The organism is Centipeda infelix ATCC 43532, from assembly GCF_000234095.1.
In the GTDB taxonomy this organism is placed as follows: Bacteria; Bacillota; Negativicutes; order Selenomonadales; family Selenomonadaceae; genus Centipeda; species Centipeda infelix.
This window is the reverse complement of the sequence record NZ_JH376797.1, coordinates 154,808-169,571: the sequence shown is the minus strand read 5'-3', so window position 1 is coordinate 169,571 and position 14,764 is coordinate 154,808. Positions and strand designations below refer to the sequence as shown.

Below are 14,764 nucleotides of genomic sequence, written 5' to 3'. Positions count from 1 at the left end.
ACACAGAAAAGAAAAGAGACTGCCACGCGAAGGCGCACAGCCTCAGAAAGTCTCAGGAAGCACTGATAAATTCAGCACTACTATCTTGACGCATCTTTTTTGCCCGCACTTCGGCGGAAAATCCTCCACAGAGCACCACTCTGCGTCCGGTTTTCCGCCTTGTTCGGACGAAAAAATCTACGCCAATCTGGCAGACTTCATTTTATCAGCGATTCCCTAAAACAGTAATTTTTGTCGTCGCAGCTGAATGTTCAGCAGAATGGCAATTGCCATGATATTGGTTGTGAGTGAACTCACACCGTAGCTCATCAGTGGGAGCGGGATGCCCGTAACGGGCATAATTCCCATCGTCATTCCGACATTGACGAGCACATGGAATGCGATCATCGACGTAATGCCGACTGCGAGCAGCCGACCAAACGTATCGCTCGCATTCTGTGCAATCCGCACGCCGCGCCAGAGCACGATGAGATAGAGCAGCAGAAGGACGGTACAACCGACGAAGCCCAGTTCCTCTCCCACAACAGAGAAGATGAAGTCCGTATGGTTCTCGGGCAGGAAGTTCAGCTGACTCTGCGTTCCGCCGAACAGCCCCTTGCCGAAGAGCAGCCCCGAGCCAATCGCGATCTTCGACTGGATGATGTGATAGCCCGCACCGAGCGGATCGACATTCGGATCCATGAACACCATAATGCGCATCTTTTGATAGTCCTTCAAAAAATGCCAGAGGACAGGCAGTGCCGCCAGCCCCAGACCGAAAATGGCAAAGAGGATGCGCAGACGAATCCCAGCGACAAACACCATGCCGAAGAAGATCGCAAGAAAGACAAGCGATGTTCCAAGATCCGGCTGCTTTAAGACAAGTAGGAACGGTACGCCGACATATGTCGCGACTGGCGCGAGATCACTGAGCGTATGTATCCTGCCGCGCTTTTCCATCATCGCCGCAAGCGCGATAATCATGATGAGCTTCGAGAACTCCGAGGGCTGTATGCTGATAGGGCCGAGTGCGATCCACCGCTGTGCACCAAGTGCTGTCTGCCCGATCAGCATAACAAGGATTAGGAGCACGAGATTAAACACGTAGAAATGGTTGCCGTAACGCTGCAGGATCTTGTAGTCGAAATTCATCAGGAATGCCGCAAGTGCGATGTCTACAATGATCGAGATGCCCTGCCGCTGAACGAACCAGTAGCGCTCCTCGCTTGGCGTGTTGACATGGGTTGCACTGCCGATGATGACGAGGCTCATGATGACGATTGCCGCCGTAGCCGCAATCAGTGTCAGATCCGTACGGCGCAGGAGACGTTTTGAGAGAATCATCGTCTGCGCCTTGAGATATCACTGCCACCATGCTGAACACTGACGACAGGGATGTTGACGACAAGTGCCATCGTGTCATTTTCGTTTTCGAGAGAAAATTCCATCTCGCGCGTATCAATATACATATACTTCGAGATTACCTGAATGATCTCCGCGCGCATATTGTCCATAATCTCCGGCGAGACATTCGCTCGATCGTTGATGATAACCAGCTGGAGACGACGGCGCGCAACGTCGCCGGAAGTTTCCTTTTTTCCAAGAAGCTTTCTCAGCATTTCAATCACGCTGTCCCCTCCTTACTTTTTCCCAAAGAGTTTGCTCTTGATCGACTCCCAGATACTTTCCTTCGCAAACTCGCGGAACGGAATCTCCTCGCCCGAGAGACGTCCAACCACGTCGAGGTACGCCTGCCCCGCAGGAGAATCCGGCATCGTGACGCAGGGTTCACCGCGGTTCGTACTCGTTACAACCATCTCATCGTCCGGAATCTGACCGATGCAGCTGACGGAAAGGATTTCATCAATATCGTCCATATCGAGCATATCGCCCTTTTCAATCATCTTCGGACGGATGCGGTTGACGATGAGGCGGATATCCTCCTTGTCTGCGCGCCCCAGCTCGCCGATGATCTTGTCTGCATCACGCACTGCCGAGATCTCCGGCATTGTCACGACGATCGCCGTATCGGCAGCCGCGATTGCCGTCTTGAACCCCTGCTCAATGCCGGCGGGGCAGTCGATGATGATGACATCGTAGGAGCGGCGCAGCTCATCGCAGAGCGTCGCAAGCTCATCGGGATTCACCGCACTCTTGTCCTTGACCTGAGAGGTCGGCAGGAGAAAGAGCGAATCATATTTTTTGTGACGCACGAGTGCCTTCTTGTACGGCACACGCCCCGAGGTCACATCGACCAGATCGTACATAATGCGGTTTTCAAGTCCAAGCAGGAGATCGAGATTCCGAAGCCCCGTATCCGTATCGATGAGAACGACGCTCTTTCCGCGCATGGCAAAGCCCACGCCCAGATTCGCCGTCGTCGTTGTCTTTCCGACGCCTCCCTTTCCCGATGTCACCACGTAGATATCACTCATATTTCAAAACCTACCTCTCTATTGGCTCAATGACGATCTGACCGTCCTTCACATAGGCGCGCTCCGCCTTTCCTGAGTCCTCCGGCTCATCCGGCGAACGCGCAACATAGTTCGCAATACGGATCTGTGTCGGCATCAGATGATCTGCAATAATAAACGCAGTCGAGTCCCCTGCGGCACCCGCATGAATCACACCACGGCATGTGCCGCGGATATCCACACTGCCGCCCGCCGTGATCTGCGCACCTGGGTTGACATTTCCAAAGACAATGACAGAGCCTTCCGTCTCCACCGCCTGACCGCCGCGCAAGGTCTTGTCGATGACGAGCATACGCTGCAGTTCTTCCTGTGGTTTTTCCTGCGGCGGCACGGGCTCTACTTCACGCGGATGCGCGGCAGCAGGAGGCACGAAGGGAGCAACCGGTTCTGGTTTTGCCAGACGGCAGATCAGCCCATGGGTCCGAAAGAGTTCCTGCAGCTCGGCAAATTCTTCTTTCGCAAAGCGATCCCTTGGAACACGCACCAATGTACCGCGCAGGAAGAAACCCGAACCGGATTCCAGTTTCGCCCCCAGCTCCGCCACGATCTCCGAAAAATCCATATCGGCGGGGAATCCAAGCATGAGCCCGCCGTTCTCCCCTTTGATTTTGATCTTATCCTCGCTCATTTCCGTCCCTCATTTCTTCCCTGCATCCTGCGGAACACGATCCAGTCGAAATGCCGCCTCCATAATCCTGCGGCCGATCGGCACCGCAGACAGCGAACCAAAGCCGCCCTGCTCCACGATCACCGCGACAACAATCGTCGGATTTGCATAGGGACCATACGCCACAAACCAGCCGTGGTCGCGTCCCTGTGAATTCTCCGCCGTGCCCGTCTTGCCTGCGATATCGATCGGGAATCCGGCAAACACGCCTGCCGCCGTACCGATTTTTGTCACGCTGTGCAGTCCCTCCTGCACATTGCGAATGACGGACGGGCTCACATCCAACTCTGAGAGCAGCTTCGGCTGAAACTCGCGCACCGTATTCCCATGGACATCCACAATTCGCTGGACGAGATGCGGCTGATAACGCTTGCCGTTCGCCGCAATCTCCCCCATCACCATCGCCGCCTGCAGCGGGGTCACAAGGTTGAAGCCTTGCCCGATCGCCGCATCGAACGTCTCGGAGAGATACCACTCACCGTCCTCGTAGTTGTCCGCCTTGTACTTGCGGTTCGGCACGAGCCCCTCTGCCTCATATGGCAGATCAATCCCCGTGCGTTCACCCAACCCAAACATCCGCGCATAGCGTTCCAGTGCATCGACGCCAAGGCGATTGCCCATCTCATAAAAGTAGACATTGTCCGAGTGCGCCATCGCCTCCTGGAAGTTGATCCAGCCGAGCGCCTCGCCGCCCGCATTCGTCTTCGGGATGATCCAGTGATGCCCCGAATCAAATATCTTTTCCTGCGGTGTCACCTTGTGCTCGGCGAGCGCCGCCGTGCCCGTTACAATCTTGAATGTCGAACCGGGAGGATACTCGCCCGTAATCGCTTTGTTGTCCATCGGGTGATAGGGATTGTTGTTCAATACATTCCAGTTCAGCGTGGAGATACCGCCCGCAAAAAGATTCGGATTGAACGCGGGGCGGCTGACCATCGCCAACACCTCACCTGTCTGCGGATTCATCACGACAGCAGCAGCAGCATACGCGTGCACCAACGCAAGTTGGGCGTCTACCGCCTGCTCTGCTGCCTCCTGAAGGTGCTTGTCGATCGTTAGGACGAGATCGTTGCCGGGAACAGGCGACTGCCGCCCGAGCAGCTGTATGGGCCGCCCCGATACATCCACCTCGACCTGGTCACCGCCGTTGATGCCGCGCACATCCTTATCGTAGATGCGTTCAAGACCAAATTTCCCGATGATATAGCCCGACTTGTAGCCATCATCCTTGCGGCGTTCCAGTTCCTCCTCGTTAATCTCGCTCACATAGCCGAATACATGCGCCGCATATTCTCCATAAATATAGTCACGAATCGGCAGAACTTCGATTACAACACCGGGGTAGTTGTCCTTCTGCTCCTCAATAATCGTAACAATATCGGGCAGCACGTCGGTCTTAATGCGGATCGGATCAAAGCCCACATGCGCGTCAATTTTCTGCTGAATCTCTTCCACCGGCACATTGATAAGCTTGGATACACGCGCAATCACCTCGGGCGAAATCGGTTCGGTCAGGGGAAGCAGTGACACCGCAAAACCGGGACGGTTCGTCACGAGCAGCTCGCCGTTACGGTCATAGAATGTCCCGCGTGCCGCCTCCGCTGGGATAATGCGGATGCGGTTCCCCTCGGCAAGACGCGCATAAAACGCGCCGTCATAGACCTGCAGATAGCCCGCCCGTCCGATCAGCACCACAATGATAAGCACAAGCACAAAGTTTAAGAATTGCAGACGTCCGCTAAAATCTTCATTTTCGTTCACAATTACACTCCGAGAAATGCATTCTAACGCTCGGGGTCGCGTACGCGCTTATCCAAATGGAAGGTCGCCCAGTGAATCGGATATGCAAAGATCAGCTGAAACAGGAGCAGAATAAAGAGTACACGTCCCATATGCAAAAACAGGTTAAAATGATAGCCAAGCAAATATACAAGCATCGCAGAAATCACATACTTTGCGAAGGTTGCCGCAACCGATGCTGTAATCGGGAGAAAGAACTGTTCCTTGAACACGCGATCAGAGAAACGTCCGAAAAAGAGTCCGATCAGCGTCAACGTGAATGCGTGCAGCCCGAAAAACGATCCGACACTCAGATCCTCCACCATGCCAAGGGCAAAACCGACAAATCCCCCCCACACGCTGCCGCGCAGAAAAGCGTAAGAAACCGTTGCAAGGAGGAGCAAATCGGGAACAATCCCATAAACGGATACCAGCGGCAAAAAAGAAAATTGCAGGACAAACAAAGCAATAAAAAACACGAAAAAAAACTTGTATTTCTTCACTGCCCCGCCGCCTTTGCCTGTTCTGCAGAGATCTGCGCCGCAGCAGCCGCCCCCGGACTGAGCGGTGTCGGCTGAATCGGAGCCGGCGGAGCCTCGCGCGATGCCGTGATGATCGCCACATCCTCAAGGCGCTGAAAATCTACCGCCGTCTCAATGATAGCAACCTTCAAAAGTCCCGTGTCGTCACTGTGCTGCGAGACAATGCTGCCCACGGGAATTCCCTTGGGGTAGATGCCGCCAAAACCAGAGGTAACAACGGCATCACCGTCCTGCACATCCGCATTGCGCGGGATGTTCACCATCTGCGGCATATAGGGATTATCCATCGTCCCCGTGACGATGCCCGTCACACGCGACTCCGTGCGTTGGACAAGTGTGCCGACCGAAGAACGCACATCAAGAATCAGCTGCACCTTCGACGAGAGCGGAGCAACCTCCGTTACGCGGCCCACCAATCCCTTGCCCGTAACCACGGGCATATTTTCACGTACGCCGTCCTTCGATCCGCGGTCCACAACGATCGTACTCGTCCAGAGTGCCGCATCACGCCCGATGACGCGCGCTGCAAGAAGATCGAACTGCTGCGCCGCCTGTTTGTACGCGAGGAGTTCACGCAGACGCACATTTTCCGCTGCATATTCCTCTGCCATCGTATTCTGCCGGCGCAGCTGCTCGACCTCATTTTTGAGCATTTGATTCTGCTCATGTACCGTTGCAATTTCCCAAAGATTCGAGGTCACATGGCGAACCTGCTGTCCTACAAAGGAAAATGCCATCTCGAACGGCGCAAGCACCGTTCCCACTGTGCTCGTCGATGCGGTCGCCTGAAAACGTCCACGGGCGGCAAAGAAAATGACGCAGAACAGAGCGAGCAGAACGAAGAGCAGTGCCCATATCTTCCGTCCCGCCTGTCTTGCCCGTCCGATTCGGTCAATCATTGCTTCAACTTCTTCGAGGACATGACAACGTTCTTGAGAAGACCGATGTTCTCAAGGGTACGTCCCGTCCCCTCGCCGACACAGGAGAGCGCGTCCTCCGACACGAGTACGGGCATCCCCGTCTCATGTGAGAGCAGCTTGTCCAGATTCATGAGCAGCGCACCGCCACCCGTCATCATGATGCCGTGATCCATAACATCCGCCGCAAGTTCCGGCGGTGTCTTTTCAAGAGTTCCCTTTACCGCGTCGATGATCTTGTAGATCGGCTCATTCAGAGCCTCGCGAATCTCCTTCGCATGGATCGTCAGCGTCTTTGGCAAACCGCTTACAAGGTCGCGCCCACGGATATCCATGGTACGATCTGTATCGGGGGTGACAATCGCCGTGCCGACGGTGATCTTGATCTCCTCCGCCGTGCGCTCACCAATCATGAGATTATACATCCGCTTGATGTACTGCACGATCGACGAGTCCATCTCATCGCCGCCGATGCGGATGGAACGACTCGTCACGATACCGCCGAGCGAGATGACCGCAATCTCCGTCGTGCCGCCGCCAATATCGACAACCATGCTGCCCGTTGCCTCCTCCACCGGAAGCCCCGCGCCAATCGCCGCCGCCATCGGCTCCTCGATCAGATACGCCTCACGCGCACCTGCCTGCTGTGCCGCGTCAATGACCGCACGCTTCTCCACCTCCGTGACACCGGAGGGAACGCCGACCACAACGCGCGGACGCACAAATGACCGCGAGCGCATTGCCTTGCGGATGAAGTATTTCAGCATCGCCTGCGTCACGTCGAAATCCGCAATCACACCGTCTTTCATCGGACGAATCGCGACAATGTTGCCAGGCGTGCGACCGATCATCTGCTTCGCTTCCTCGCCCACCGCAAGAACATCACCCGAATCACTCTTTATTGCAACAACAGAGGGTTCGCGCAGAACGATGCCGCGCCCCTTGACATGTACCAGTGTATTTGCCGTTCCGAGGTCAATCCCCATATCGTGTCCACCAAAAAGACCAAACATTATAAAAGAAGTCTCCTTCCGTCAAGTTAAGATGTATTCGTATCAATAATTCCATTGCACCGCCCATCAGGCGTGCAGAATCAGTATATCATAAGCGCGTATATTTTTCCATGAGATTTTATTGGGAAAAGCAATTCATATGGACGGACATCCATTTAGGACAATTCGACCATATTTCTTGACGTACGCCGTCCTTTCCTCTATAATGAGAACAAGATATACACTGTGTAAGGAGACGGATGCGCATGAACATTCAATCAAGGATGCTGACAGTGGATTTTTATAATTGCAAGGCCGGCAAATGCAGCAGCGAGGAAGAGCTACGTACAAAAGTCTCCGATGCACTCAGAGAACTCGATCTCGTTCCCCTGCAGATCATCAGCGATGTGCAGAAAAGCGGACACATCTCACTCATGGCGCTTCTGCCGGACGGGCATTTGGCACTGCATGTCCATCCCGACCTGCACCATGTCTCGCTCGACGTTTATCTCTGCATGGAGGACGCGGCGCTCGACCCGATCGCACGCACTCTGCGCAACGCATTTCAACCCGAAAAACAAAAACCACCCATCTCAGGCGCGGAGATTTCCGCTCGCCCTCTGAGATTCGTCCGAAGACCACGACACGCGTCGCCCCGATCCGCAAGATCAAGAGTACAGGGGCAAAAGTCATCCGCATCCTTGCACGGCGTAACCGCGGCTGAGACAAACAGAATCCCCTTGAACAAATTCCGACCAACGGAGTTGTTCAAGGGGTTTTTTAGTGAAGTTTATATCCTGCCGCAGGCTTCACCTGCTTCATCGTCTGATCGTAGTCACCCGTGAGATAGTCGCCGAGCAGTCCGATCTTAAACTTGCCGGGATGTCCCTCGGGCAGTGCGTCATTCGCTGTAAGGAGGATATCGAGGGCCTCCGCCGTCCGCGCAGCAGTCGAGCTCATGTGCATGACGAGGATCGCACCGCGCTTCACCGAACCGTCTGTTTCATGCGTCAGGCGGTGCATGATGCCGACGAGGGATTCCATCGTAACTGCATCGTAGTCCTCCGTGCTGCCACTGCCGTTGACCACATAGGTAAATCCATTGTTCAGAATCGCCGCAACGCCCATACGACTGACGGCAAGCGTCGGCGGGCGCAGGAGACGCGTAAGCACGTATCGTCCCGACTGCAGCTTCATGTCGCCAACGGTCGCCGCCAGCTTTTCATAGGAAGAACGCACATCCTCATCGTACTCCTCCGGATTCTGTACGGGAATCTGCCGCCCCTTTTCGTCCTGAATCGTCATCGGTTTATGTCCGTCCGTATGACTGCCGATCTCATTCCCCTCCGCTGCAATCGCACGCAGGAGATTCGGGTTGTTGTGGATGTTCCATGTAATGACGAAGAATGTCCCATGCACCTCATGTTTACGCAGGACGTAGAGCAGATGATTGATGGTGTCGTCGCTGCCCCAGTCGTCAAACGTCAGAAAGACCGTATTGTCCGCAACCGTTTTGACAATGCCCGTCTGATCCGCCTGTGCAATCTCACTGCGCGAAAATCCGAGCATACGGTCATTCTCACCGACCTCGGGCGCACCAATATACCGTTTGAAGAACTCCTTCGAAAACGCCCTTCCCTCCAGCAAGGGGGAGCGCACGCAGGGACGCATCTCCTCGGGCAGCGCGCTCAAATCTACGGGATACGTATAACATGCCGCTGTATCACGCAGTCCATCCGCAACCGAGATCATCGCATAGCGCGATGCCTCCCGCTCGTGCATTGCCTGTGCGCCTGCAGAACCGAAACTCGTGTAGGCGATGTTATCCACCTTTGCCGTCACCACCGCATGCAGCATCTCCGCCGCGAGCGCAGGGCGCGTGTAAAAGTCCGTGCGCAGATAGACAATCGCACCGCGATTCAGTGATGTCGTCCACCGCCCAAACAACTGCGGCATCACCTCCTCTGCGCTCTGTGCATTCTTATGCTTGGACTGCACAATATTGACGCTCTGCCCGACGAGAACGCATCCCATCGCAGAAACAGCCTCACCAATCACATCTTCTTCCGCCCCCGACATCTGACGCACAACATTCGTCTCAGTGCCGTAACGCGTCCGAAGTGCCGTTTGAATGCGCTCGATCTGTGCACAGTAGTCCGCAAAATCCGCCCCTTCCACGGGGCGCAGACCTACGCCGAGATCCTGCCCCTCAGCGACAATGCGGGCAATATTGTCACCATTGCGTTGGAGTTCGCGCTCCGTGACAAAGAACGTCCCACGCATCCCCTGCGCTTCCATCTCATGCAGAATATCATTCAGTGCCTCCTGCTTTGACAACCCGCCAAAGGTAAAAATGACGGCCGGCTTTACCGAGGTGATAAACCGCTGCGCGTGTGCAATTCGCCCCCCGTTCGCAATGCGCAGTGCCGCATAGTCTGCCGCAGCCGCCGCACGCATATCGGTGCACAGCCCAAGGAGACAGAATATGCCGATGAGAATACAAACTACATTCTTATGCCGCATCATCGCCCTCCTTTTCATCGAAAAGTTTTTATTTGTTATGCACCTGTCCAAGATCCACATTTCCGCCGAGCCGCCAGATGCTCACAGATGAGATGCCGCGGTTGGCAGCGAGCGTGATCCAGGTATTCAGCGTTTCGCTGTCTGCATACCATACCTCTGTTTCATGTCCGTCCGCATCAAAGCGAAAGTGCAGCGCGGCACTTTCCTCATCCCGTTCAGGCATGACACGGTGTTTTTTCGCAAGATCGACCGCCTCTCGTTCCGTGATAAAACGACACTCACCACTCTTTCGTCCAAAGAGACCGTAATCCTGCCAGAGACATCCCCCCGTCGCAAAGGCAACGGCACGCTTTTCGGGCAGAGCCTCCATCCTCACAAGCGTCTTTTCGATGAATGCACCGTCCGCCTTCGCCCCGGGTCCGCTGTGTTTGCCATAGAGATTGTAGAGCATGACGACGTACTCAGGTCCTTTTGCAAAGCCGGCATCAAACGGTACGGACGGCTCGAGAACGATACGCAGCTTTAGCCCCTGATGCACACACGCTGTCGACAGACGATAGGTAAAGACCAGATAACGCTGCAACAGCTTCTCATCCTTCGCAAAGTTCTCATAGTCCAGCTCCACGCCGCGCACACCGAATTGGGCTGCAAGCGAGACAATTCCCTCGACCGTACGGTCGAGGGCGGCATCATCGCCAAGCAGACGCCACAGGAGTTCCCTGTCCTTTTCCAAACGACGCTTCCCCACAATGTCATTTGTGAAACTCAGATATGTTTCAATTTTTTTCCCCTTATATGTTTCTGCCATCGCACGAACCGCTTCCGGCACATAGAGAGCATCATTTTCGTCATAGGCGACAGCGAAATAGGAAATAGCGTCCATCTTTTTGCGGAGCAGGTCATAGTCGTTCCTGCCCCCCTCCATATCCCAATAGGTCTGCCATGCCGTCAGATGTACCAGCGGGTGCGGACCACTCCTGAGCGGCTCCGCTTCCACGCATCCGCCGAGCAGCACGCTCGCAGCAAACAGCAGGCAGATCATGCCGGGCCGCATAGGGTATTCTCCTTTGTTCATCTCTTACAAATACTCCAAGAACCAAGCGATGAGCGCATCCCATCGCTCTTTCATATTCTTCTTCGTCTTTTCCCAACCTGTATACTCGCTCGTATAGAGCACACGCCCCTCACCGGCGTCGCGCCCCGTATGCGCAAGAAGCCGGACCTTATGAAAGATACCGTCATATACATCATCCGCAAGATTTCGTTGACTCCACGCAGCTCCCTTCCATGAAGCGCCGAGGAAAATACTGCCCCGCTCTGTGAGGCGCACAGGCAGCTCCTGTGGCCCCATATGTCCGTCGATCTCGACGGACAGGAGATCATCGCGCAGGAGAATCGCCATCCTATGTTTGCTGCGCCGATGAAAGCTCTGCGTGCCCTCGTACGGTTCCGCACCATCTGCGACGGTCGCAACCGGCGTATCACGCAATGCCTCGGCACGTCCGAGGTATTCCCGCGCGGCAATGGGCGACGGTGCATAGCGCGCAAACGCCTCGTTCTCGCGCACCATCGCATCACGACGATCCTCCTCGACGGACGGAATCGTCTCCTCCAGAATGACGGGCAGCTTCTCCCGATAGAGTTCACGTTCCGAACCGCCGATGATCTCCTCGACCACAAGCTGATTGTTGACCAGCTGCACGCGGATCGCATTGCTGCAGTCCGATGTGCTGCGCAGATAGACCTGCTGCGCGCCAAAGGCATTGCCCTCGACATATGCCTCAAAGCGCAGGTCACGCAGCTCCATTCCCTCCTGCAGACGTACAAGTGCGTTTCCTTCCGGGAGCGTCGTGAGGATCAGGGACTCATCATGCGCTTCCAGCGCTCCTTCCAGCAGCTCCCACGCCCTGCGGGTCTCCTGCTCCCCCTCCACGAACACAAGATCGTCATTCGTATCGTATTTGATCCGCATAAGTAAGTGATTGATCGGCCAATACGGCTGCGGCTGCATCCGTGTGAGATCGTAGAGGCTGCTTCCCCGCTCATTAAGCACAAAGCCCTCACGATTGAAATTCATCGGAAAGAGATCGCGAATCCAACGCTCATTGACCGCGCTGACCAGCGGATGATTGCCGAAACGCCCCGTATTCGCATGCATCAGGACATGTGTCTGCGGCACATAGCCGAGTTCATTCTCATAGATATCACGCAGGCGCATGTAATCATAGCTCACACGCGCCTTCATATGGCGTTCGCTCTCCGTCGGAAGATCATCCTTGTCGCGGATGTAATCCATCAGATAGTGATTGTAACGTCGTCCGAGGTAGGGGCGCACCATATCAAACCGCAGCGGATCGATTTCCCCAATAAAATTATTGTAGCGATCGAACACATTGATGTATTCCAGACGGTATCCGTTTGTCCCCATCTCCCAGAATGAGGACTCCTCCATCTCGTGCAGATCCTTTGGCATGAGAAATTTCGGATCCTTCTGCGCAAACTTCTCCGGATAGGTCATCATCGTCGCCTTGAAGTTCAGATCCTCCATGATCTCCTGCGCGAAGATCGCCGTATCCCGCCGCCCATCCTCGAACATCAGATAGAGGGAGCGCGGCGGCAGCGGCTTCCCGTTGCGGTAGTAGTCGAGGATGTCCTTCTGCGTGATCGTGACATAGCCCTGATCCCGCAGCTCCGTCAGCTGCCGGCGCAGCTGCTCCTTGCCAATGAGCGTGCTCGTATCGCCGATACGGTCGACACCGAAGTACGAAAGTGCAATAAAGCCCTGATCCACGTCACTGACATCATCATTTGTAAACGCTACATAGGATTTGAATGTAAAGAAGAGATTCACAATGACATAGACTGCCGCAATCAGGATGACAAACTGCATGCAGACACGTACCTTTTTCCATCGTTTCTTCCGTCTTGTAAAATCCTCATGACCGATTTCTACGGGGGCATTCGTCGGGGCTTCCCTCTCGTTCATCCTACCCCTCCCATTTCCATCTTCTTCGCCTGTTCCTTTTCCTGCCTCTTTTTCAGCTCCTCCAGATCTGCCTGTGTGAGACGCGTACCCCACGTTGTCTTCCAAAATGTGACCCATGCGACAGGCATCTGCCAGAGCAACACAGCCTCATAGTAGATGCAGAACCACAGCGCATAGATCCACGTCGTACTCCGTCGGATAAGAAGCTGCGCCATACTCATAAGCAGCGCCATCATCATCATGCCAATGATAAAGCTCGTCGGGAATACACGGTGCATGATCGGAACATAGAGAAAGTTGTAGAGCACGATGATCGGTGCGGCGATCGGAACAAGGACGCCCATGTAAAACCCGAGCGACATGAACGGCTCTTTCTTCCACATGAACTTAGAGGCGATCAGTGACTCGCGCAGCCACGAACGTTTCCATCGCATCTGCTGGCGCAGGAATACATGATAGGAGCGCGGCACGATCGTCATACAGACGGCAGAGTCCTGATACGTCGTCCGATGATGACGCAGGATAAAATTCGTCATGCTGCGGTCGTCCCCAAACGTCGCCTTCTGTCCGAGAAAGGTCTGGTTCAGCCAATCGTCCAGATACTTCAGCACAAGATCCTTGCGGTAGCAAGACAGAGGTCCTGAGAGACAGGTCGCTGCATCAAAATACCCCTCCGCCGCCTTCATGATGCGGAAGGCGACCGAATAGCGTACGGCCTGCATCTTCGTCAGGGAATTGGTGTAGGTATTGGCAACATCTGTGCGCCCTGACACGCCGCCCATCTCCTTGTCACGAAAAGGCTGTACGATGTTGCGTACGGCAAACGGATCAAGGAAACTGTCCGAGTCCACAAAGACCAACAGCTCGTGCTTTGCCTCCCGTGCACCACGCGCCATCGCGTCGCGCTTGCCCATATTGAACGGCTGCTGCAAAAAGCGAATGCGCTCGGAAACATGATAGGCGTTGTCGCTCGTATCCGCTGCCTTGAGCTGCTCGATCATCTCTACAACGCGCTCGGCAGAGCGGTCATTGGAATGATCGTCGACAACGATCACCTCAAGTTTGTCTACGGGATAGTCCTGATTGATACAACTGTGGATCGTGCGCTGAATCCACTTCTCCTCATCAAAGCATGGTATGATGATCGTCACGGCCGGTGTAAAATCGGGGTCAATGCGTACAGGACGGTAGAACGACGCAAAGAGATAACGCGTCAGAAGGAATGTCGCCGCTATGATGCTGTAGAGATAGAGCCATCGGTTAAATTTGAAATAGATGACAGACTCCGCACGCATAAGTACAATGATGAATGCAATAACTGCAAGACAAAATGATGCAATCCACAGCATGTAATCGCGACGCTGAGCGGCAGCATATTCCGCGAGACTCTTTTTGAACTCCATACCGTAGAGTACCCCTGCCTCCGTCTCAAAGCGACGCACCACCGATGCGGGGAGTTTTTTCACCTTCATCTCATAGCCCTCGGGCATAGAGCCGGGCGTGATCTCGAAGGTCAGCTTGACATCGCATTCAAACGTCGGTGCAGCCCGCCCCGGAACGGTATCTATCCGTACGAGGATGCCCGTCGTGGAGATGTCGACCGCACGCCCGGTGAGGCTGCTGCCGCCCGGCAGGCGCATCTCGATCGGATAGTCAACGAGATAACGCTGTCCATTCTTTGCATCCTGTTCATAGCGTACATAGTCCTCGGTATTCATTTCCTCCGAGGCTCCACGGCGACTGTGATTGCTGCGATGTCCTGTCGAATCCGGCACATGGGAGAGGAGGCGGCGATCCTGCTTCTCCTCATACAGGACATCCTGCACGCCGTCCGAAGCCTGCCCTGCGAGCTGCTTCAGCTTGTGCCGCTCATCAAGCTCCATTGTCTGCTGCGCCAAATACTCT

Annotated in this window: 12 protein-coding genes and 1 pseudogene; 1 reads left to right on the top strand and 12 read right to left on the bottom strand. The window is 54.8% G+C overall.

What is annotated here, in order from left to right; translation table 11 throughout:
- Nucleotides 1-216: 216 nt before the first annotated feature.
- The 8 genes from rodA to HMPREF9334_RS00740 are packed head-to-tail and all read right to left on the bottom strand — an operon-like array spanning nt 217 to nt 7,371.
- On the bottom strand, nt 217-1,323 hold the full coding sequence (gene rodA / locus HMPREF9334_RS00775) for a rod shape-determining protein RodA (RefSeq protein WP_006691604.1): 1,107 nt from the start codon (nt 1,321-1,323) through the stop codon (nt 217-219).
- Nucleotides 1,320-1,607: a cell division topological specificity factor MinE gene (gene minE / locus HMPREF9334_RS00770; RefSeq protein ID WP_006691603.1), complete on the bottom strand. Its 288-nt coding sequence runs from the start codon at nt 1,605-1,607 to the stop codon at nt 1,320-1,322. Before minE ends, rodA begins: the two co-directional genes overlap by 4 nt.
- 12 nt (nt 1,608-1,619) lie before the next feature.
- Nucleotides 1,620-2,414, bottom strand: coding sequence for a septum site-determining protein MinD (gene minD / locus HMPREF9334_RS00765; protein WP_006691602.1), 795 nt, complete (start codon nt 2,412-2,414; stop codon nt 1,620-1,622).
- A 10-nt stretch (nt 2,415-2,424) separates the two neighbouring features.
- The gene (gene minC, locus HMPREF9334_RS00760) at nt 2,425-3,081 is read right to left on the bottom strand and encodes a septum site-determining protein MinC (RefSeq protein ID WP_006691601.1); all 657 of its coding nucleotides are present in this window, start codon (nt 3,079-3,081) and stop codon (nt 2,425-2,427) included.
- A gap of 9 nt (nt 3,082-3,090) precedes the next feature.
- Complete coding sequence (mrdA, locus tag HMPREF9334_RS00755) at nt 3,091-4,881, bottom strand: penicillin-binding protein 2 (protein ID WP_006691600.1); 1,791 nt, start codon at nt 4,879-4,881, stop codon at nt 3,091-3,093.
- Between the two features lie 23 nt (nt 4,882-4,904).
- On the bottom strand, nt 4,905-5,402 hold the full coding sequence (gene mreD, locus HMPREF9334_RS00750) for a rod shape-determining protein MreD (protein WP_006691599.1): 498 nt from the start codon (nt 5,400-5,402) through the stop codon (nt 4,905-4,907).
- The gene (gene mreC / locus HMPREF9334_RS00745; protein ID WP_006691598.1) at nt 5,399-6,340 is read right to left on the bottom strand and encodes a rod shape-determining protein MreC; all 942 of its coding nucleotides are present in this window, start codon (nt 6,338-6,340) and stop codon (nt 5,399-5,401) included. Before mreC ends, mreD begins: the two co-directional genes overlap by 4 nt.
- On the bottom strand, nt 6,337-7,371 hold the full coding sequence (locus tag HMPREF9334_RS00740) for a rod shape-determining protein (RefSeq protein ID WP_006691597.1): 1,035 nt from the start codon (nt 7,369-7,371) through the stop codon (nt 6,337-6,339). The genes mreC and HMPREF9334_RS00740 overlap by 4 nt, the downstream gene beginning before the upstream one ends.
- 245 nt (nt 7,372-7,616) lie before the next feature.
- On the opposite strand from HMPREF9334_RS00740, the pseudogene speD reads away from it, so the two are divergent.
- A pseudogene (speD, locus tag HMPREF9334_RS11460) lies at nt 7,617-8,074 on the top strand (S-adenosylmethionine decarboxylase).
- Between the two features lie 56 nt (nt 8,075-8,130).
- On the opposite strand, the gene HMPREF9334_RS00735 reads toward speD, so the two are convergent.
- From HMPREF9334_RS00735 to HMPREF9334_RS00720, 4 genes are read right to left on the bottom strand one after another with little or no spacing between them, the layout of a single operon-like run.
- Nucleotides 8,131-9,873 carry a polysaccharide deacetylase family protein gene (locus HMPREF9334_RS00735; protein ID WP_006691596.1) on the bottom strand — a complete coding sequence of 581 codons (1,743 nt, stop codon included), beginning with the start codon at nt 9,871-9,873 and terminating at the stop codon, nt 8,131-8,133.
- 28 nt (nt 9,874-9,901) lie between these two features.
- Entirely contained in the window at nt 9,902-10,927 is a 1,026-nt protein-coding gene (locus HMPREF9334_RS00730) for a glycoside hydrolase family 18 protein (RefSeq protein WP_006691595.1), read from the bottom strand.
- Between the two features lie 24 nt (nt 10,928-10,951).
- On the bottom strand, nt 10,952-12,859 hold the full coding sequence (locus tag HMPREF9334_RS00725; RefSeq protein ID WP_006691594.1) for a polysaccharide deacetylase family protein: 1,908 nt from the start codon (nt 12,857-12,859) through the stop codon (nt 10,952-10,954).
- Complete coding sequence (locus HMPREF9334_RS00720; protein ID WP_006691593.1) at nt 12,856-14,742, bottom strand: glycosyltransferase; 1,887 nt, start codon at nt 14,740-14,742, stop codon at nt 12,856-12,858. The genes HMPREF9334_RS00725 and HMPREF9334_RS00720 overlap by 4 nt, the downstream gene beginning before the upstream one ends.
- Nucleotides 14,743-14,764 lie beyond the last annotated feature (22 nt).

Coding starts and splice junctions, on each gene's coding strand:
- HMPREF9334_RS00725 (WP_006691594.1), bottom strand. CDS start 12,859: ATGAACGAGAGGGAAGCCCCGACGAATGCCCCCGTAGAAATCGGTCAT.
- HMPREF9334_RS00730 (WP_006691595.1), bottom strand. CDS start 10,927: ATGCGGCCCGGCATGATCTGCCTGCTGTTTGCTGCGAGCGTGCTGCTC.
- minD (WP_006691602.1), bottom strand. CDS start 2,414: ATGAGTGATATCTACGTGGTGACATCGGGAAAGGGAGGCGTCGGAAAG.
- minC (WP_006691601.1), bottom strand. CDS start 3,081: ATGAGCGAGGATAAGATCAAAATCAAAGGGGAGAACGGCGGGCTCATG.
- HMPREF9334_RS00720 (WP_006691593.1), bottom strand. CDS start 14,742: ATGGAGCTTGATGAGCGGCACAAGCTGAAGCAGCTCGCAGGGCAGGCT.
- HMPREF9334_RS00740 (WP_006691597.1), bottom strand. CDS start 7,371: ATGTTTGGTCTTTTTGGTGGACACGATATGGGGATTGACCTCGGAACG.
- rodA (WP_006691604.1), bottom strand. CDS start 1,323: ATGATTCTCTCAAAACGTCTCCTGCGCCGTACGGATCTGACACTGATT.
- mreC (WP_006691598.1), bottom strand. CDS start 6,340: ATGATTGACCGAATCGGACGGGCAAGACAGGCGGGACGGAAGATATGG.
- HMPREF9334_RS00735 (WP_006691596.1), bottom strand. CDS start 9,873: ATGCGGCATAAGAATGTAGTTTGTATTCTCATCGGCATATTCTGTCTC.